Source organism: Pseudomonas sp. FW305-20 (assembly GCF_058788075.1).
This window is the reverse complement of the sequence record NZ_JBYTAJ010000009.1, coordinates 22,725-41,630: the sequence shown is the minus strand read 5'-3', so window position 1 is coordinate 41,630 and position 18,906 is coordinate 22,725. Positions and strand designations below refer to the sequence as shown.

The following is an 18,906-nucleotide window of genomic DNA, read 5'->3' as shown; positions in this document are numbered from 1 at the left end:
CTGCTCAGCGTCCAAGCATAGTTAAGGCTCTGTCATTCTGCCTTTGTCGTTTTGGCCGATCTGTTGCTGCAATGCCTGCTCCAGTTCGAGCATGGCGCGCTCTATAGCCTTGCTGCAATCGGCCACTTGATCCTGATGGAACACTTCATGGCAGGCCTTTTCCATCGCCTCGCAGCTGTCGATCACCCTGGACGCCTGGACGATTCGGGCGGCGCCTTTGATTTTGTGGGCGACGTCGAGAAATGACTGAGGTTCTTTAGAGGGGGACAGCGCCAGCAGTTCTTGTCGGTCCAGACGGTTGCTGTTCAACAGTTCGGTCAACAGTCGCTGGTCCAATACCGGATCTCCGCCGGTCAAAAGACGCAATCCTTGCAGACTGAAGGCAGGATCGCGCACGGTTGGCCTGATACCTTCAAACCACTGACTCAAGGCTGTGAGGGTAAGTGGCTTGAACAGGCAATCGTCCATCCCGGCTTGTTTGCAGCGTTGTATTTCTTCCGGTTGTGCGTTGGCGGTAAAACCCAGCACGGTACAGGCCGGGCGGTGCGTTTTTTGTTCATGTTGGCGAATGGCGCGGGCCAGTTCATATCCGTTCATGACCGGCATGTTGCAATCGGCAATCACCAGATCGAACGGCTCGGCTTCCCATGCCTGAAGCCCCGCCTGTCCATCCGGCGCGACGCTGAATCGATGGCCCAGAAACTCCAGTTGCTGGCACATGAGCAAGCGATTGGCGGGGTGATCGTCGACCACCAGAACGTTTAAGGGAGTCGCAGTGGTGCGGATTTTCGCTTCAGCAGTTTCTGGCATCTGTACCAATGGCAATGTTGCCAGGTGCAACGACACCTCGACGTGCGTGCCGGCACCCGGCTGGCTGCTCAATTGCAGGCTGCCGCCCATCATTTCGCACAGGCTGCGGCTGATCATCAGCCCAAGCCCCGCCCCGCCTCTGGCTGACTGCACGGCGTGATCGGCCTGAGCAAAGGGTTCGAACAACCGCTGCTGATCCTGTTCGCTGATCCCTATGCCGCTGTCATGAACCTGCAACAACATCCGGACCCGCTCAGGCTCGGCGGTCAGCTGCAGGTCGACGATGATCCTGATTTGGCCGTGCTCCGTAAACTTGATGGCGTTGCTCACCAGGTTGGACAGCACCTGTTTGAAGCGCATAGGGTCCAGCAGGACATCAAACCCTGGATTGGCAGGGCGAAATTCCAGCAGCAGCTGCAGATTTTTCTGACGCGCCAGTCCATCGAAGACCCGCACCACCGAGGCCACGATTTCACTGGGATTGACCCGTTCAGGACTCAGGCTCAGGCGTCCGGATTCAATCCGTGCAATGTCGAGAATGTCTCCGATCAGCTCCAACAGGTCTTTCGCCGAGTTGTACGCCACGTCGATTGCCGGGCGATCCGGATGCTTGTGATCGATGCGTTTGAGCGTGAGTTCGAGCATGCCGATGACCGCATTCATCGGAGTGCGGATCTCATGGCTCATGGTCGCCAGAAAGGTGGTTTTGGCACGGTTGGCTTCATCGGCGCGCTCTTTGGCCTCGCGCAGGTCATCGAACAGTTGCCGTCGTTCGCTGATGTCGATCCAGCCGCCAATGATGCCTTGGACTTCACCGCTCGAATCACGGTAGGGAAGAATCCAGTGGTAAATCGTCAGCCTGCGCTCGCCGATGTGCAGCGCGCGATCGAGAATCAGCGGATTGCCCTCGGCCACAACGCGCTGGTAATCGGCCTGAAATTCCCGGGCTTCGAACGCATTGCTCAGGCTGGCTTGCATGACGCTTTTGCCGATGACGTCTTCACGTCTTGCGCAGAAGGCTTCCAGGTAACTGTCGTTGCAGCTTTGCAGCAGTCCCTGGCGATCGCGGACGTAGATCGGATGAGGCGTCCCGTTGACCAGTGATCGCATGAATTCGAGTTGATCGTTCAACGCACGCTCGGCTGCCTGGCGCTGCTTTATCTGGCGACGCATGTAAGCGTTCCAGGCAACGGAAATCAGCAGCAGCACCCCGGCACCGATGACGACTTGGTAGAACAGACGGTGATAGTTGCGCCAGGTACTTTGCGAGGACGCCGAATAGCCGCGCCAGCGGCTGTTGATGATGCCCAGTTCTTCCGGTGCAATGCTCAGCAGCGCCTTGTCGAGAATGGTGTTCAGTTCTTTGGCGTCCCGGCTTGTGGCCAGTGAAAACGCAGCTTGCCGGGTGCCGATGGTGGTACTGATTTGAAGGGTGTGCTCGAAGAGCTGCGAAGAGATGAAGTAGTTGGCAATCACCAGTGAATTCACCGCACCTTCTGCCTTGCCCTCGGCCAGCAACTCCACGGCGCTGAAGGTATCCGGGGTTTCAATCAGCTTGATCCGCGGGAACTCGCTGCGCAGGTAATCCACCAGGGGATTGCCTTGGGCGATTGCCAGGCGTTTGTCCTCCAACTGCGCAAGGCTTGCCGGGCTGTCGGCGGCTTTGCGAGTCAGCAGGACAAAGGAGTTTTGCAAATAGGGGCGGGTGAAGTTCAACGTCGTTTCACGTTGGGCACTGGGAAGAAGTGCGGCGATCACGTCGGCCTGGTTGTCGCTGATCTGTTGGATCATCTCTTCATCGCTGCGGCTGCGACGGACATCGAAGCGCAAGCCGGTGCGCAATCTGATCAGCTCCAGCAAGTCCGCAGTAACCCCACGAAAGTTGCCATCACTGTCGAAAAACGTCAGCGGCGCAAAAGCTTCATTGACCACCACTCGCACTACCGGGTTTTGTGCCAGCCAGCGTTCCTCTTTGTGGGTGAGTTGCAGTTTCTGATCGGTGAGCAGCATGTCACTGCCGGCACTCCAGCGCTTGGCAATGTTGTCTCGTTCGCTGGTGGGGATGGCTAACAGCATTGCGTTGATGATGCCGAGCAGTTGCGGGTTGTCCTTATGCACGGCAAAGCTGAAACCGTGGGCTTCGTGTTTGCCGAAGTTGGCCATGCGGATGTTGTTCAGATAACCCTTGTTGATCATGTAATGGGTGGAAATCGTGTCACCCAGAAACACGTCAGCCTGGTCGAAGGCAACGGCATTGATCGCATTCTGGTAGGACGGAAAGGACGTGATGATCGCCCCCGGATACATGGCCTTGACCTCTTCCAGCGGCAAATAGTGATACACCATGCTCAGCCGTAGCCCCGCCAGCCCATCGGTCAGGGATCGGGTTTCACCTTCGCGGGTCACCAGAACCGGCTGGTCTGCGGCGTAGGGGGCGGAAAGTACGATGTCAACGTTGCGGGCTTCAAAGCCATTGGCGGTCCCCAGCAAGTCGATCCTGCCACTTTCGAGTGCCTCGATCGCGGCCTCCCGGGACGCAAAGCGCAGCACCTTGATGGGCAGACCGGTTGTTTTGCCAAGGATACCTGCGTAATCGGCGGTAAAGCCTTCGTAGTCGTGACCACTGATGGTCAGGTCGAAAGGGGGGTAGTCCGGGGCTGACGTGCCCAGGATCAGTTCCCGTTTATGCTCAATCCATTGTCGTTGTGATTTATCCAGTTGGACTTCCTGGTGTCCAGCCATCGAGCGACTCATCAGGTTGTAGTTCTCGCTGACGGTCTGCGCAGCGGCCACTGAGGTGTGCAGACATAAACCTGCGGCCATGAGTCTCAGATAATCCTTTATACGACTGGGCATCCTGTCTCTCACACTAACGCGTTACGTTTTGCCATATCGATGAGTTCAACCAGAGATTTGGCTTCGAGTTTCTGCATGAGGCGTTTTTTATAAGTACTAACAGTCTTGTTGCTCAGAAACATGCCTTTGGCAATTTCCTTGTTGGTGCGTCCTTGGGCAAATAGTTGCAAGACCATCAGTTCCCGATCATTGACTGACTTGAACAATTCCAGGTCGGAAAAACGAGCATCATCACAGCGAACAGGATTCAAGGCCTGGCTGGGAAAGTAGTTGTAACCTGACAATACGGCTTTTATAGCACTGACCAGCTCACTCAGGTCTTCCTGTTTGCACACATATCCCGATGCGCCGGATTGCATGCAGCGAATACCGAAAAGTGTTGGGCTCTGTGCTGTTAATACCAATGTTTTCAGGCGGGTACTCATTGCGTTGAAACGGGCGAGAACTTCCAGCCCGTCCAGTTTGGGAATGCTGATGTCGAGTATGACGAGGTCAGGCATGCATTCGCGAACCATCTGCATGGCGTCGACCCCATTATCGGTTTCGCCGACGACTTTGTAACCTTCATGTTCAAGCAACATTCTGACGGCAAGGCGGATGACTGGGTGATCGTCGACAATAAAAACGGAGTTCATAATCAAATCCCATACGAGCTCTAATAAAGCGCGCACCTTAGCTCAGATAGTTGAGGTGACGCATGAACTGACGTACCTGTAGCTGCAATATAGGAATAGTCCTACGGCTGAAGAAGAATAGGACTACGTATCAACTAGGTTTCTTATGAGGAAAGGTGAAGGTTGTTGGTAGTTGGTCGAAGTGTTGGAGTTGTTTAAGGTAAGTTTCAAATTGTGTTTTGGCGGGGGGGTTAGTGTGGTTGGTATGTGTTTTTTTAGAATGATGCCAAGGTCAACAAGTTTCTAAATTCGGATTGTTTCAGAGGTTTGATCAAGTATCCCAATAATGGCAGTCCGTGTTCGTTGGCCTTTTTTTCAAGTTCATCCAGTTCATCGGATGTCAGGCTGCTTAATAGTATTGCCTGTCTGATCATCCCCCGCTGGCTGGCAAATTCGACCAGATCAAGTCCGCAAAGACCGGGCAGACATTGATCGCACAGAAGAATATCAAACGGTTGCACCGCCTTGAGCATTTGATGCAAGGCGCCATCGGCGCTGTCGGTCGTGGTCAGTTGGGTGAAACCGTAACTCTCAAGCAGGTATTGAGTCGCCCGGAGTTGGAAGGGATGATCTTCCACCAGCAAGATGCGCAGATCGTCTTTGAACATAGGAGTATTCACGCTTCTTCTGTTGGACTGAAGGAAGCGAGATTATTTCGCGAAGTTACCGAATAAATCGATCAGTTAGCTCAGCACATGTTGTAGGGGGATTCGGCGAACGTTGAGTGCACTTGGGGTTTGAGGGGGGCAAATCAACCATTGCACGCGGTGTAATGGCTGACCCCCCGGTTTTATCAGTGGCTTGAACGACCGGTCATCTCCAGCGCCATTTCGCTGGCATAGCTGTCGGTCATGCCGGCGATGAAATCAATCATCCGTAGAAACGAGGCGTGCAATGGACCGTGAGGATCGGGCGCATTGTTTCCCAACAGATCGAGGACCCGGCGGCTCTTGAAGGACGGGGTTCGACCGTTATGCTGTTCCAGTGCCGCGCCGCAGAAGGCGTTGAGCAGGATTTCCAGCGTGGTGTAGGCGCCGATTTCATGCAGGGTCTTGCGCTTGTCCTGGAAGATTTTTTTCCGCGCCATGTCCTTCGCATTCAGCACGCAACGCTTGGCAGGCCCGTGCATGTGCTCCACCAGATCACCGGGCAGCGTGCCGGCCAGTAACGCGTCCTGTTGCTCGACAAAAGCCCGCGCTGCGGCATTGGTCAGGTGTTCAATGGCTTTGCCTCGCAGGATCGCCAGTTTGCGTCGACGCGAATCCAATGGGCCCAGCTGGCGATAGGTTTCCGGCAGATCGTCACCTACAAGGTCCAGCAACAGGGACTCGACTTCGGCGTATTCCAGCAGCTCCATTTCCAGACCGTCTTCCAGATCGATCAGCGCGTAACAGATGTCATCGGCAGCTTCCATCAGATACACGAGCGGATGGCGCGCCCAACGTTGTTCCTCGAGTTGCGGCAGGCCGAGTTTATGGGCGATTTGTTCCAGAAGTGGAAGTTCGCTCTGATAGCAGCCGAACTTGTGTTTCTTGTAACCCAGTGAATCTGCGTGTTTTGCCGTCCATGGATACTTCAGATAAGTACCCAGCGTGGCGTAGGTCAGCCGGGTGCCGCCGTCGAACTGGTGATATTCCAGTTGGGTGAGTACCCGGAAGCCTTGGGCATTGCCTTCGAAATTGAGGAAGTCATTGCGTTCGACTTCGCTCATCGCATCCAGCCAGCCACGGCCGGCGGCTTGCTGGAACCAGTGGCGAATAGCGTCTTCGCCGGAGTGGCCGAAGGGTGGATTGCCGATGTCATGGGCCAGGCAAGCCGATTGCACCACCATGCCCAGGTCGCTGGGCTCGCACCAGTCGGGCAGGGCGCTGCGGATGGTTTCGCCGACGCGCATGCCCAGCGAACGACCGACGCAGCTGACTTCCAGCGAGTGGGTCAGGCGCGTGTGGATATGATCGTTGCTGCTGACCGGATGGACCTGGGTCTTGCGGCCGAGGCGGCGAAACGCGCCCGAGAAAATGATCCGGTCGTGGTCTTTGTGGAACGGGCTGCGGCCGAGTTCTTCCGGGCTGTGCAGAGGCTTTCCGAGGCGTTCGCGAGTAAGCAGGGTTTGCCAATCCAAGGCGGGTTCTCTCCGTCAGGTGTTCGGTTGCTTAAGCTTCCGGGTTCGCGTGCGGACCTGCAAGCGAAAAACACCCACACATCTGTAGGCGCACGGCTTGCCGGCGAGGCGCGCAGGACTGAACCCCTCGATAAAGAGGTTCAGTCCCGGTGTTACAAGAACGCGGCCAGATATGGCCTTAGTGGTGACGCGAAGAGCCTTGCATGACCAGCTTGATCAACGGACCCAGCGTGGCGCCCAGCCGAACCAGCCGAGTGAGGCTGCTGACGCCACCGCCCTTGGCGCCCTTGCCCGTCAGAAAGCCCAGCAAGGTGACGGCTGCCACGCCCCAGAGTGGCGCGTGCTTGATGCCGAAGCCGTCCTGCAGGTTTTGCGTCATTCCGCGCACACGCTGCAAGGGTTGCAACAGTTGCGCGGATTCGTGACGGATTTCCTGACGATGCATTTCCATGCGCAGGCGGATCAGTGCTTTGCGCATTTCAGTGCGCGAGCTGTTGTGAGGCAGTTCAGGCAGGCTCATGGCAGCAGGCGCTCCCGATCGTTGGCCAATTCTTCCAGGGTGCCGTGGAAGGGCGAGGATTCATCGAAAATCGCCGCTCTCAAGCGCATCGCACAGAAAATCGCCGCGAGGGTATAGAAAACACAAAGCCCGATGATGGCCGCCAGGCGATAGGTGTCCCAAAACAGGATCAACACCAGCGTCGACAAGCCCACCAGCAACAGCAAGGCAAAAACCAGCGCCAGGCCTGCGAACAGCAGCAGGCTTACCGTGCGGGCTTTTTGTTCCTGCAATTCAATGCCGAACAGTTCGACATGGCTGTGCAGCAGTCCAAGAAACGCAGCACCCAGGCGCCGCGGTGAGGAGCTTGGGCCCGTCGCGGACGAGCCGGATTCGCCGATAGCCATATCAGCGCCGAGTGGCCAGCAAGCCAATCAGGAAACCAACCCCGGCCGCGATCCCGACCGATTGCCATGGGTTGGCCTGGACATAGTCTTCGGTGGCGGTAACAGCAGCCTTGCCGCGTTCGCGCATGGAGTCTTCGGTCAATTTCAAGGTTTCGCGCGCACGCAGCAGACTGTCGTGGATTTGCTCACGCAGCTCATCAGCCTGATCGCCGGCCAATGTTGCCGTGTGTTCCAGCAACCGTTCGGTGTCGCTGACCAGAGTCTGAAAATCATTCATCAGGATTTCTTGAGCAGTCTTTGCCTTGATGCTGGCCATGGGTGGATCTCCGTAAGTGGCTTCTGAATCGTTCGAGTATGAGCCTTGCGCGAAGGTTCAGTACAAATGACTGGTACAACTTTTGCTATGTCGTGGTGCGTCTGTCTGCGCCGTTGCGCTGTTGCTGGGCAGGATGCGAGCAAAACCTTATCTCAAATAATGAAAACTCGCGCAAAGGTTGCAACCTTGTGCGCCAAAGTGGCTCATCGGGATCGATCTGCTGATCCTGTCAGGATGCAACTTGGTGCATGAATTGTCTGCGCGAACTGCTTTGGTGCTTTTTTAGCCTTCAGGTCTGCCAACCCCATGGAAAATCTGCAAAGCGCTGTGGACAGTCTGGTTCATAGCTCCAATACGTTGTTCATTCTGATCGGCGCGGTCATGGTTCTGGCGATGCACGCCGGTTTCGCCTTTCTTGAAGTCGGCACGGTTCGACAAAAGAACCAGGTCAATGCCTTGTCGAAGATTCTCAGCGACTTCGCCATTTCGACCCTGGCCTACTTCTTTATAGGCTATTGGATTTCCTACGGGGTGACCTTCATGCAACCGGCGGCTGTGATCAATGCTGATCATGGCTATGGACTGGTGAAGTTTTTCTTCCTGCTGACCTTTGCGGCGGCAATACCCGCGATCATTTCCGGCGGCATCGCCGAACGTGCCCGGTTTGTCCCGCAGTTGTGCGCGACGGCGCTGATCGTGGCGTTCATTTATCCATTTTTCGAGGGCATGATCTGGAACGGCAACTTTGGTTTGCAAGCCTGGTTGCTGGAACGCTTTGGCGCCAGCTTCCATGATTTCGCCGGCTCGGTCGTGGTTCATGCCATGGGTGGCTGGCTGGCCCTGGCGGCGGTGTTGTTGCTCGGGCCGCGCAATGGTCGTTATCGCGAAGGGCGACTGGTGGCGTTCGCGCCCTCGAGCATTCCCTTTCTGGCGCTGGGGTCGTGGATCCTGATCGTTGGCTGGTTCGGTTTCAACGTAATGAGCGCGCAAACACTGCAAGGTGTCAGCGGACTGGTGGCGGTGAACTCGCTGATGGCCATGGTCGGCGGTACCGTGGCGGCGCTGATCATCGGGCGCAATGACCCGGGTTTTCTGCATAACGGCCCGTTGGCCGGGTTGGTGGCGATTTGCGCCGGGTCCGACCTGATGCACCCGGTGGGCGCGCTGGTCACCGGCGTCATCGCCGGCGCATTGTTTGTCTGGTGCTTCACTGCGGCTCAAGTCAAATGGCGCATCGACGATGTGCTGGGGGTTTGGCCGTTGCATGGTTTGTGTGGCGTCTGGGGCGGAATCGCCTGCGGCATTTTCGGCCAGAGCGCGTTGGGTGGGCTGGGCGGCGTGAGTCTGATCAGCCAGTTGATCGGCACCGCGTTGGGGGTGATCGTGGCGCTGGCCGGCGGCTTTACCGTGTATGGCGTGATCAAGGCGTTGCATGGTCTGCGTCTGAGTCAGGAAGAAGAGTATTACGGCGCTGACTTGTCGGTGCATAAGATTGGCGCTGTGAGCCAGGACTAGGTTTCTTCGTCATCAGTACCCGGATAGAAACCGTGCAGCAGGCGATAGCGGTCGTGCCGTATCTGGTCGGCCCGCTCCTGTACCTGATGTGCGGGTAATCCCAGCATGATCAGCGCGTGGGAGGCGAGCATCAGGCTCGACTCCAGCAGTTCGGGCACGACTTCGCTGGCGCCGGCTGCCTTCAGCTCGGCCAGTTGGCTGTCGTCGCGTGTGCGCACCAGAATCGGCACGCTCGCATTGAGTTGCCGCGCTTCCTTGAGAATCAACAACGCAATGTCGGTCTGATCCACGGCGATCACCAGCAGCCTGGCGCGCGACAGCCCTATCGCAACCAGGAGTTCACCGCGACTTGAGTCGCCATAATGCACGCAGGTCTCATCCATTGCGGCTTCGTGGACACGCACCGGATCAGTATCCAGTGCGATGTAGGGTTGTTGCGCGTTGCGTAGCGCGCGGCCGATTGACTGACCTACACGACCGTAGCCACATATAACGACATGGTTGTGTAACCCGGCATTGAGCGCGTTGATTTCTTCAAGTTTTGCTTCTTCGTTGGGTTTGCGGTGCAGGCGTGTGGCGATGTGGGGGGCGGCGCGCAGCAACAACGGCGTGACGAGCATCGAACAAAAGGTCGCCGCCAGCAGCAGGCCACCAAAATCCGCGGGCATCAATTTGTTTTGCTGCATCTGTGCCATCAGCGCAAAGCAGAACTCTCCGCCCTGGGCCAATGCCAGGCCGCTGCGCCAGGCGGTTTCGCCATCGCTGCCACGCCATTTGACCAGCAGCGCAACGACGCTGCCCTTGAGCAGCAACAGCCCGAGGGTCAGGCCGAGGATCAGCAGGCCGTGGCTGGCGAACAACTGCAAGTCGATCAGCATGCCGATACTGACGAAGAACAGCCCGAGCAGGATGTCGCGGAACGGGCGGATGTCGGCCTCGATCTGGTGCCGGTAATGGCTTTCTCCCAGCAGCATGCCGGCGAGAAATGCACCCAGGGCAGGGGAGAGACCGAGCAGGTGCGTCAGCCACGCCGTCAGCAGAACAATGACTAGCGCCAGTAGTACGAACAGTTCCGGGGAGCGGGCAGCTGCCACTTCATGGAACAGCCGCGGCAGCAACCAGCGACTGACCAGCAGCAGGCCCACGAACAGTACGACGGTTTTACCCAGCGTCAGTGGCAGCGCCCAATACCAGGCCTGGTCACTGCTGCCAGAGAACACCGGCACCAGGGTCAGCAGCAATACCGCCACGACGTCCTGGAACAACAACACGGCGATGGCATTCTGGCCGTGGCTGCTGAAGATCTCGCCGAGACTGCTCAGTTCTTTACTGACTATGGCAGTGGAAGACAGCGACAGGCCGGCGCCGAGTAACAGCGCAGGCGTGATCGGCATGCCGAGCAGCATCAGCAACCCCCCTAGCAGCATCCCGGAGCACAGCACCTGCAGACTGCCAAGCCCGAATACCACTCGGCGCAACACGAGGATTTTCGACAGGGAAAACTCCAGCCCCAGGGAAAATAGCAGAAACACTACGCCGAACTCGGCGAGATCCGGCAGCTCTTCGCTGTCATTTACCCAGTTGAATGCGGTTGGCCCAATCATCAGGCCCACGCACAGGTAGCCCAGCACGGGTGGCAATCGCAGGCGCTGGAACAGCGCAATCACCACCAGGGAGGAAGCGAGGATGATCAACAGGTTGGCGAACACGAATAACTCCGGTGATGGGCGCTGGCAATTCAAGCGTAGAGGCAAAAAAGCGGCGAGCATGACGCAAGTGATGTTCAGGTCGAATGATTTGCGTCAGGGCGTTGCCGAAATCTCATGAAACCAGTTTTGATCAAGATGTCCCTGGCTCGACGGCTTTTCGTGGCGGGCCTAGAATGAACGCCTACTTTACCGGGTCTTGTAATCATGCTTCCTGAATGTCAGCTGTTCGGCACCGTTGGTTGCCATCTTTGTGAAGTCGCCGAAGCCATGCTGATGGAGTTTGTCGAGCGCGGTCTGCTGGTGGAACTGGTGGATATCGCGGACGACGAAACATGGTTCGAGGCTTACAGTCTGCGTATTCCGGTTTTACGGCGGATCGATACCGGCGCGGAGCTGGGCTGGCCGTTCAGTGCCGATCAGGTAGTGGCGTTCCTGCGTTAGGCGGTCGGTGTTCCCGCCTGTCGAACTTTGCGATGGTTCCCTTGGCTTTACCGGCATTGATCGGATACTGTATGCACATACAGTTATTCGTGATGCCTGCCTTGCCCTCTGGTTTCGGGTTTTGGGCAGGCGGTCCGGGCGTGAGAGGGATGAATCGTGGTCAATGTCGAACAATTGAAGAACAGCGTGAACCGGATGTCGGCGGACGTGGTGCGCGAGGCTGTCCTCGAATTGCGCCTGGATGGCCTGGTGACAGAAGGAAAAACTCCTTTCAATAAACTGCATTTCAATACCTGTTTCGCCGAAATCGAAGCCTTGTTCCAGCGCGCGGGCTATCACCGGCAGCTGGATGTCGTGGGCTATCAGGGTTTGTTGTATGCACTTTATGACCCAGGTCGATGGGAGGCAGTCGATGTGCTGCGCTGGCTCAAGGAGTTCACCGAAGCGGCAGCGCGCACGCAGATTCCGGCTTGAGGATTCTCTTCTAGGTTCGTTCCGGTCGCTGTTGGATAATGCCGCCCTGTATTGAGGGTTAGAATTTTCGTATGTCCACTTCATCATTTTCTGCTGCACACAACCAGGCCAGCACGCTCTACTTGCCGCCCGGTCCGTGGCGGACCGTACTCGATTGTCTGTGCGAGCACTTCAGCGCCATCGGTCGTGAACAATGGCTGGACAGAATCGCTCGTGGCCGTGTCCTCGACGGTCACGGCATACCGATCGCCCTGGATCTTCCTTACAAGGAAGGCTTGCGGATTCATTATTTCCGTGAGGTGCCGGACGAAAAGCCGATCCCGGTGGTTGAGTCGATTCTGTATGCGGATGAGCATCTGGTCGTGGCGGACAAGCCGCATTTTCTACCGGTGACGCCGGCGGGTGAATACGTGGAGCAAACCCTGTTGCGACGGTTGATCCGTCGACTCGATAACCCGCATCTGGTGCCTTTGCATCGCATTGACCGGCACACAGCGGGGTTGGTGCTGTTTTCCGCCAACCCTCAGAGCCGTTCCGCCTATCAGTCCTTGTTTCCTACACGGCAGATCGAAAAACGCTACGAGGCAATTGCCCGAGCGCTACCTGAACTGTCTTTTCCGCTGGTCCACAAGAGTCGGCTCATCGATGGCGAGCCTTTCTTCCGCATGCAGGAAGGCCCGGGCGTCAGCAATACCGAAACGGCTGTCGAGGTTACGGAGAAGAACGGTGATCTGTGGCGTTATGCGCTTTACCCGGTGACAGGCAAAAAGCATCAATTACGGGTGCACATGACAGCCTTGGGCGCCAGCATCTGCAACGACCCGTTTTATCCGCACGTACTCAAGGGTGTTGAGGATGACTATGCCAATCCTTTGAAACTGCTCGCTCAGGGATTACGATTTGTGGACCCGGTCAGCGGCCAGGAAAGAGCATTCGAAAGCACCATCACCCTGCAGTGGTGATCACCAAATTCAGCGAATCTGCCGATCTTCAGCCACGAAAAAGCCCGCATGAAGCGGGCTTTTTCATATCCGGTTGTTCACCGCAAAAATTACAGCTCTTTAACGGTACGAACCTGATCCTTGTTGATGCGGTTCTGCTTGCCATCCAGTTGTTCGAATTCGTAGAAACCCGAATCCTTATCGAACTTTGGCGCGTCGACAGCCTGGATTTCTCGACCGTCATTCAAGGTAATCACTGTAGGCGATGCGCAACCGGCGAGGGTAGCGAGGCCCAGTGCGAGCATGAAAGTGGCGAGGGTCCGTTGAGTCATGAGTGTGTCTCCGAATATGAATTCTTTTGGTTACTGAGCTTGAGACGTGTAGAGCGCGCGCAAGTTCCTTCTCGTGTCAGTCTGACACAGAGTTGTGGGCACTTAACAGTTCTGGTGTGTTGAGGTTGGCCAGACGTGGGTCATTGTCGGGGCATTGCAGGGCCGTAGCGCCCAGTTTGCGCATGAGGCGACCCGGGCTGCGTTCACCGTCGCTCCAGGCGCTTTCGAATTCCGCCGAGAGTGCCACGGGAATAATGCACAGCAGAGGCTCCCAGTGTTCGCCATGGCGAAGCATCAGTGGTTGGTCCGGGTGATGGCTGGCGGAATCGCGCATGCTATTGAGCAGTGCGGTGTCTACGCGCGGTACATCACAAGGCAGCACCAGCAAATGCGCATGGCGGGCGGCCTTCAGGCCTGCGCGAATACCGGCCAGGGGGCCAGGGAAGTCGCCTTCATCGTCATGAACCAGTTGGTCGGCGTAGGGGGCGTACTTTTCCAGGTTTCTGTTGCAGGAGATGATCAGGTCATCGCTCAGTGAGCGGGTCTTGCGGTGCAAGTGGGCAATCAATGGCTCGCCGTGCCATTCCAGCAGCCCTTTGTCCTGCCCGCCCATGCGTTGGCCGCGACCACCTGCCAGGAGCAGAATGGAGCAGGGCGGCAAATGTGTATTCGAGGTCATGGCCGGTCTCCATGGGGGCGGCGAAAAAATGAAGCGCTGTGATATAACACCGGGCTGTTTCTCCTACAACTGGATGAGCCTATGAAAGCCAAGGCTGATGTACCTTTCGCACCGCTCAACATCGCGGTGCTGACGGTCAGCGATACCCGTACCCTGGAAACCGATACTTCAGGCCAGCTCTTCGTCGACCGCTTGAGTGCTGCCGGCCATAACCTGGCGGCCCGGGTTCTGCTCAAAGATGATCTCTACAAAATTCGCGCGCAAGTCGCCAACTGGATTGCCGACGATGTTGTGCAGGTGGTACTGATCACTGGCGGTACCGGTTTCACGGGGCGCGACAGCACTCCGGAAGCGGTGAGTTGCCTGCTGGATAAACAGGTCGACGGTTTTGGTGAACTGTTCAGGCAAATATCGGTGGCGGATATTGGCACCTCTACTGTTCAGTCCCGTGCCCTGGCCGGCTTGTCCAATAGCACGCTGGTCTGCTGTTTACCGGGTTCGACCAATGCCGTGCGCACCGGTTGGGATGGCATTCTTGCCGAGCAGCTGGATTCGCGGCACCGCCCGTGCAACTTCGTCACTCATCTTAAACAGGCGGCACCCTGTGAATCCCGCGGGTAAGCCAGGCAAGACTGGCAGCCTGATGGCTGTCGAGGTGGCATTGGCACGCTTGCTGGCAATGGCGGAAGCCTCACCGATTCGTGAGCGTGAACGCTTGCCATTGGTGCAGGTTCAGGGTCGGGTGCTGGCTGATGACCTGGTCTCGACGCTGGATCTGCCACCTTGGCCCAACAGTGCCATGGACGGTTATGCCTTGCGCGTGGCCGACTGGACTGGAGAACCCCTGGTAGTCAGCCAGAAGATTTTTGCCGGTCAGGCTCCGCAGCCGTTGAAGCCTGGCACCTGTGCACGAATCTTCACCGGTGCGCCAGTGCCCGCTGGTGCAGATTGCGTCGAGATGCAGGAAAACACCGAGATTCTGGCGGATGAGCGAGTACGTTTCACCCAAACCATGGCCCCAGGACAAAACATTCGTCCCCAAGGCCAGGAAGCTACCGTTGGTGAATTGATTCTGCCAGCCGGCACGCGCCTCGGGCCGATCGAGCAGGGGTTGGTTGCATCGCTGGGATGTGCAGAGCTGGACGTGATTCGCAAGGTTCGCGTTGCTGTTCTGTCCACCGGGGACGAACTGATTGAACCGGGTCAGGCGCTGGGACCGGGACAGATTTACAACAGCAATCGAGTGTTGTTGTGCAGTTGGTTGCAGCGTCAGGGCTGTGAAGTGATCGACGCCGGAATTCTCCCGGATGATTTAGCGACTACCCGTACTTGTCTTGGTGAATTGAAAGATGTCGATCTGATCCTTTCCACCGGTGGTGTCTCGGTGGGCGAGGCGGATTTTCTGGGCATTGCCTTGCGTGAAGAGGGCGAGTTGACGTTGTGGAAACTTGCCATCAAACCCGGCAAACCGCTGACATTCGGGCATTTTCGCGGCGTGCCGGTGATTGGGTTGCCTGGCAATCCGGCTTCAACGCTGGTGACCTTTGCTTTGTTGGCAAGGCCCTATCTCTTGCGCCGCCAGGGTGTAAAAGAGGTTGAGCCCCTTAAGTTTCAGGTGCCTGCAGGGTTTGCATGGCCAAAAGCAGGCACTCGACGCGAGTACTTGCGCGGGCGTCTGGAGAATGGCCGGGCAATTATCTACAGGAATCAGAGTTCTGGTGTACTGCGTAGCGCTGCCTGGGCTGATGGTCTGGTTGAGGTGCTGGAGGATCGCACGCTGAGCGAAGGTGACTACGTGGGCTTCATCCCGTTGAGCGAAGTCTTGAGCTGACTCCCGCCGCTGTCTTACCGCGCAACCCCGGTTGATCGAACCGGGTTTCGCGTTCATGGCTTACCCTTGGTGAGCCAGGAGTGTCACGAGCTGGTCGAAACGGCTATTGGCGATCCAGGCCAGAACGCCGATGACGACGGCTGTTCCGATAGCCGAATAGGCAAGCCTGTGTTTTATGGATTTGACGTCACTGCGGACTTCATCGATGTCTCGTCGGATGTATTTGAGGTGTGTCTCCAGTTCAACGACGCGAGATTCCATGGCAGCCTCTCCACTGGGCTTTGCGCTGGTTTTGAATTCAGCTTGATGATTGGCGCGTTTTTCTGCGAAGGATGCAACCGGAGTGACCGGTGACCTGATCTCTTGGCTTTGCATGGCACGTCCCTGTGTAGTTTCTGCTGATGTTTGATAACTGCTGGTGCCAAGGTGTACCAAACGCATTGCTCGGTCAATTGAGCCGATTCCTCACATGTTGTAAGAAAAAATCCCGCCTTGTAGGACGCCATACGGCTCGACTTCAAAAAATTCAAATTCTTGCGACTTTTATGGGGCGAGATGAGGTCAACATTTCCTATACGGAATTCAATCATGGGAGTGACAACTAATGAGCGAACGCAAGGCGCTGTTGATTCTGCATGGCAAGCAAGCGCTCAACGAGGCGGTTCGTTCTGCCGTTGCGGACAAGCGAGAACAGGGTTGGGAACTGGCTGTTCGAGTGACCTGGGAAGCGGGCGACGCACAGCGGCTGGTAGATGAAGCACTGGCGGCAGGCTACACACAGATCATCGCCGGTGGCGGTGACGGTACCTTGCGCGATATTGCCGAAGCCATGGCAGCGCATTCGACACAGGCCAGCCTGGTACTGATGCCGTTGGGGACCGCCAATGATTTTGCGCGTGCCGCCGGCGTGCCTCTGGAGCCCGAGCAGGCGCTGGAACTTCTCGACATTGCACCGAGCGCCATTGATCTGGGGGAGGTCGGCGGGCAGGTGTTCCTGAATATGGCCACGGGCGGTTTTGGCAGCCAGGTCACGGCAAACACCTCGGAGGACTTGAAAAAAATCCTCGGCGGCGCAGCTTACCTGTTCACCGGTTTATCGCGGTTCAGTGAGTTGCACGCAGCTTATGGCGAGTTGCAGGGGCCTGATTTCCAGTGGAGCGGCGAGCTGTTGGCATTGGGCATCGGCAATGGCCGGCAGGCTGGCGGTGGGCACGTGCTGTGTCCAGAAGCGCTGGCTGACGACGGTCTGCTGGACATCAGTATTCTGCCTGCGCCGCAGGAAATCGTCGGCACCTTGAAGACTCTGCTGGCGGATGGCTTCGGCATCGACAACATGTTTGTGCGAGTCCGCTTGCCATGGGTCGAAATCAAGGTCTCGGAAGGCCTCTGCATCAACCTCGACGGCGAACCTCTGGAAGGAGACAACTTGCGTTTCTCGACACGTCCGGCGGCACTGCGCGTGCATTTACCTGAAAACTCGCCGCTGCTGGGGGCATCGCCATTGATCAATCATCCAGGCTGATGATCTGCTCGCGCACGGCGAACAGTACCAGGCCCGCTACATCGTAGATCTGCAAGCGCTTCATGAGTTGCGAGCGGTGGGTTTCAACGGTCTTGATGCTGAGGCCCAAGCCATTGGCGATTTCCCGGGTGGATTTTCCGCGAACGATCAGCCGGAGGATTTCCAGCTGACGCGCTGTCAGGTTGTGCGAATCAGGTTCCGGCTGGTGTTTCTGAGTTCGGGTCAGCGCCTGGCTGATGACGGTATGGGCGATGGCCGGGCTCAGGTAGCGCTCATTGTTACGCAAGGCATCCAGGGCATGTTCGAGCTCGGTGGCCGTGGTGTCCTTGAGCAAGTAGCCATGCGCACCTGTTTCCAATGCCTGCATGATGAGTGCGGGATCGGTGTGCATCGACAGGATCAGCACCTTGCTCTGCGGGCGTACGCGCTTGAGTCGCTGCAATGCGTCAAGGCCACTGGTTTCCTTCATGGAAATATCCAGCAGGATGATGTCGGGGGACAACTGCTCGACCAACTCGAGCAACTGCGAACCGTCATTGGCTTCACCGATTACCGCGTAACCGGGAATATCCAGCACCAGGGCGCGCACGCCTGCCCTGATAAGTGAGTGGTCATCCACCAGAAGTAAGTTACAAGTCAACGCATAACCTTATTCGTACTGGCCCGTTCGAGCGCACGGGGCGCCCAGGGGAAGAGGGCTTCGATTTGAGTGCCTTTGCCCGGCTCGCTGCAAATGCTCAGTGTGCCGCCCAACTGATTGATCCGCTCCGACATCCCTGCCATGCCGCGTTGCCCTTCTCGGCCTGGATCGGTCGCTGGCGCGAAACCCTGGCCATCGTCGCTGATCAATAGCGTCAGGCCCTGCGGCAGACGTTGCAGGCGGACCAACAGATTTTTCGCTTTGGCATGGCGCAATATATTGGTCACCGCTTCCTGGGTGATACGAAAGGCGGCCAGGCTCATTTCCTCCGGTATACCGGACAGGCGCTGATGGCATTCCAGGCTCCAGTGCACCGGTGTGTTGGCCAGTGTCTTGAGTAAATGCGCGCGCAGACTGGCTTCCAGGCCGAGGCTGGTCAGCTGCCTTGGATTGAGAATGGCCGACACGTCTCTTACCTTGGCCAGGGTCTCTTCCAGCGTGTCGCAGAGTACCGAACACTGGCCCTGGAGTTCTTCGGGCATTCGGCGTTTGAGCCAGTCGCTTTGAAGTTTTGCCGCGGTCAGCAATTGGCCGATGTCGTCATGCAGCTCCCGACTGAGCCGGTGACGTTCGTTTTCCTGAACCTCCAACAGCCGGTCAGCCAATTCCTGGGGTTGAAATTTTATCGACTTGCGCGAAAAACAATGCTGCACCCAGACGCAGGCCAACGCGGCGATATTGAGGGCAAGCAGACTCAGGGGCAGGCGAGTGGACAGGCTATAAACCAGCGCGCTGCCAAGCGCCGAGCAGGTACACAACACAAGCATGACCAGGTGCGCGTACTTTGAGGAGGGTAGCCTTCGTATGATTGACTTGAGGCTGGCGTACATAGCGGATGGAGCCAATAGATGTTCGCTGCGGGAAGACCGGGGCATCGAGGATAACGGTCTCTGTCTGGAGTCAATCTGCCATTAATTGACGTCAACTAATGGGCGGCATACTACCACCTAAGATACCGTTGGTCGCGTTTGGTCTATATGTCAGTCGAGTCAGGAAACAAGCACTCTATGGACAGCAGTTCCATAATGGAAAAAGTTGGCTGAAAGAGTGGTTTATTTGGTTTCGAGTTGTCGTAAGC

20 protein-coding genes are annotated in these 18,906 nt (G+C 57.0%); 7 read left to right on the top strand and 13 right to left on the bottom strand.

Annotated features, from left to right (window positions below; genetic code table 11):
* Positions 1–21: 21 nt before the first annotated feature.
* The 7 genes from AC3WP4_RS10200 to AC3WP4_RS10170 form a co-directional block, all read right to left on the bottom strand.
* Positions 22–3,666: a transporter substrate-binding domain-containing protein gene (locus AC3WP4_RS10200; protein ID WP_102614796.1), complete on the bottom strand. Its 3,645-nt coding sequence runs from the start codon at positions 3,664–3,666 to the stop codon at positions 22–24.
* An 8-nt stretch (positions 3,667–3,674) separates the two neighbouring features.
* Complete coding sequence (locus AC3WP4_RS10195) at positions 3,675–4,301, bottom strand: response regulator transcription factor (RefSeq protein WP_074878811.1); 627 nt, start codon at positions 4,299–4,301, stop codon at positions 3,675–3,677.
* A gap of 254 nt (positions 4,302–4,555) precedes the next feature.
* Positions 4,556–4,948: a response regulator gene (locus AC3WP4_RS10190; protein ID WP_076028159.1), complete on the bottom strand. Its 393-nt coding sequence runs from the start codon at positions 4,946–4,948 to the stop codon at positions 4,556–4,558.
* A gap of 185 nt (positions 4,949–5,133) precedes the next feature.
* A complete protein-coding gene (locus tag AC3WP4_RS10185) occupies positions 5,134–6,462 on the bottom strand; it encodes a deoxyguanosinetriphosphate triphosphohydrolase (RefSeq protein ID WP_074878806.1) in 1,329 nt (442 codons plus the stop codon).
* A 178-nt stretch (positions 6,463–6,640) separates the two neighbouring features.
* Positions 6,641–6,982 (bottom strand): hypothetical protein, encoded by a 342-nt coding sequence (locus tag AC3WP4_RS10180; RefSeq protein WP_074878804.1) that lies wholly within the window; start codon positions 6,980–6,982, stop codon positions 6,641–6,643.
* Complete coding sequence (locus AC3WP4_RS10175; protein WP_008145878.1) at positions 6,979–7,368, bottom strand: phage holin family protein; 390 nt, start codon at positions 7,366–7,368, stop codon at positions 6,979–6,981. Before AC3WP4_RS10175 ends, AC3WP4_RS10180 begins: the two co-directional genes overlap by 4 nt.
* A 1-nt stretch (position 7,369) precedes the next feature.
* A complete protein-coding gene (locus AC3WP4_RS10170) occupies positions 7,370–7,684 on the bottom strand; it encodes an ElaB/YgaM/YqjD family protein (protein WP_074878802.1) in 315 nt (104 codons plus the stop codon).
* 306 nt (positions 7,685–7,990) lie between these two features.
* Between AC3WP4_RS10170 and AC3WP4_RS10165 the strand changes: the two genes are divergently transcribed.
* The gene (locus AC3WP4_RS10165; RefSeq protein WP_074878800.1) at positions 7,991–9,199 is read left to right on the top strand and encodes an ammonium transporter; all 1,209 of its coding nucleotides are present in this window, start codon (positions 7,991–7,993) and stop codon (positions 9,197–9,199) included.
* Here AC3WP4_RS10165 and AC3WP4_RS10160 read toward each other — a convergent pair.
* Entirely contained in the window at positions 9,196–10,908 is a 1,713-nt protein-coding gene (locus tag AC3WP4_RS10160; protein WP_074878799.1) for a cation:proton antiporter, read from the bottom strand. The two genes, AC3WP4_RS10165 and AC3WP4_RS10160, sit on opposite strands and share 4 nt — an antisense overlap.
* A gap of 204 nt (positions 10,909–11,112) precedes the next feature.
* Between AC3WP4_RS10160 and AC3WP4_RS10155 the strand changes: the two genes are divergently transcribed.
* The 3 genes from AC3WP4_RS10155 (at position 11,113) to AC3WP4_RS10145 (ending at position 12,785) form a co-directional block, all read left to right on the top strand.
* Positions 11,113–11,349 carry a glutaredoxin family protein gene (locus tag AC3WP4_RS10155; RefSeq protein WP_074878797.1) on the top strand — a complete coding sequence of 79 codons (237 nt, stop codon included), beginning with the start codon at positions 11,113–11,115 and terminating at the stop codon, positions 11,347–11,349.
* A 156-nt stretch (positions 11,350–11,505) separates the two neighbouring features.
* A complete protein-coding gene (locus tag AC3WP4_RS10150) occupies positions 11,506–11,823 on the top strand; it encodes a hypothetical protein (RefSeq protein WP_008145883.1) in 318 nt (105 codons plus the stop codon).
* 71 nt (positions 11,824–11,894) lie between these two features.
* A complete protein-coding gene (locus tag AC3WP4_RS10145; RefSeq protein ID WP_074878796.1) occupies positions 11,895–12,785 on the top strand; it encodes a pseudouridine synthase in 891 nt (296 codons plus the stop codon).
* A gap of 89 nt (positions 12,786–12,874) precedes the next feature.
* Here the strand turns inward: AC3WP4_RS10145 and AC3WP4_RS10140 are convergent, their stop codons facing one another.
* Entirely contained in the window at positions 12,875–13,096 is a 222-nt protein-coding gene (locus AC3WP4_RS10140) for a YgdI/YgdR family lipoprotein (protein WP_074878794.1), read from the bottom strand.
* A 76-nt stretch (positions 13,097–13,172) separates the two neighbouring features.
* Positions 13,173–13,775, bottom strand: a complete 603-nt coding sequence (mobA, locus tag AC3WP4_RS10135) for a molybdenum cofactor guanylyltransferase MobA (RefSeq protein ID WP_074878792.1) — start codon at positions 13,773–13,775, stop codon at positions 13,173–13,175.
* Positions 13,776–13,856: 81 nt separating this feature from the next.
* Between mobA and moaB the strand changes: the two genes are divergently transcribed.
* Positions 13,857–14,396, top strand: coding sequence for a molybdenum cofactor biosynthesis protein B (gene moaB / locus AC3WP4_RS10130; protein WP_074878790.1), 540 nt, complete (start codon positions 13,857–13,859; stop codon positions 14,394–14,396).
* On the top strand, positions 14,380–15,606 hold the full coding sequence (locus AC3WP4_RS10125) for a molybdopterin molybdotransferase MoeA (protein WP_102614795.1): 1,227 nt from the start codon (positions 14,380–14,382) through the stop codon (positions 15,604–15,606). Before moaB ends, AC3WP4_RS10125 begins: the two co-directional genes overlap by 17 nt.
* Positions 15,607–15,666: 60 nt before the next feature.
* Here AC3WP4_RS10125 and AC3WP4_RS10120 read toward each other — a convergent pair whose 3' ends face one another.
* Positions 15,667–15,981: a hypothetical protein gene (locus tag AC3WP4_RS10120; protein ID WP_074878786.1), complete on the bottom strand. Its 315-nt coding sequence runs from the start codon at positions 15,979–15,981 to the stop codon at positions 15,667–15,669.
* A gap of 229 nt (positions 15,982–16,210) precedes the next feature.
* Here AC3WP4_RS10120 and yegS point away from each other — a divergent pair, with 229 nt between their 5' ends.
* Positions 16,211–17,128: a lipid kinase YegS gene (gene yegS / locus AC3WP4_RS10115; RefSeq protein WP_102614794.1), complete on the top strand. Its 918-nt coding sequence runs from the start codon at positions 16,211–16,213 to the stop codon at positions 17,126–17,128.
* On the opposite strand, the gene AC3WP4_RS10110 is transcribed toward yegS, so the two are convergent.
* Together AC3WP4_RS10110 and AC3WP4_RS10105 are read right to left on the bottom strand one after the other, a co-directional pair.
* Positions 17,112–17,768 (bottom strand): response regulator, encoded by a 657-nt coding sequence (locus tag AC3WP4_RS10110; protein ID WP_074878783.1) that lies wholly within the window; start codon positions 17,766–17,768, stop codon positions 17,112–17,114. The genes yegS and AC3WP4_RS10110 overlap by 17 nt on opposite strands.
* A complete protein-coding gene (locus tag AC3WP4_RS10105; protein WP_102614793.1) occupies positions 17,765–18,658 on the bottom strand; it encodes a sensor histidine kinase in 894 nt (297 codons plus the stop codon). Before AC3WP4_RS10105 ends, AC3WP4_RS10110 begins: the two co-directional genes overlap by 4 nt.
* Positions 18,659–18,906 lie beyond the last annotated feature (248 nt).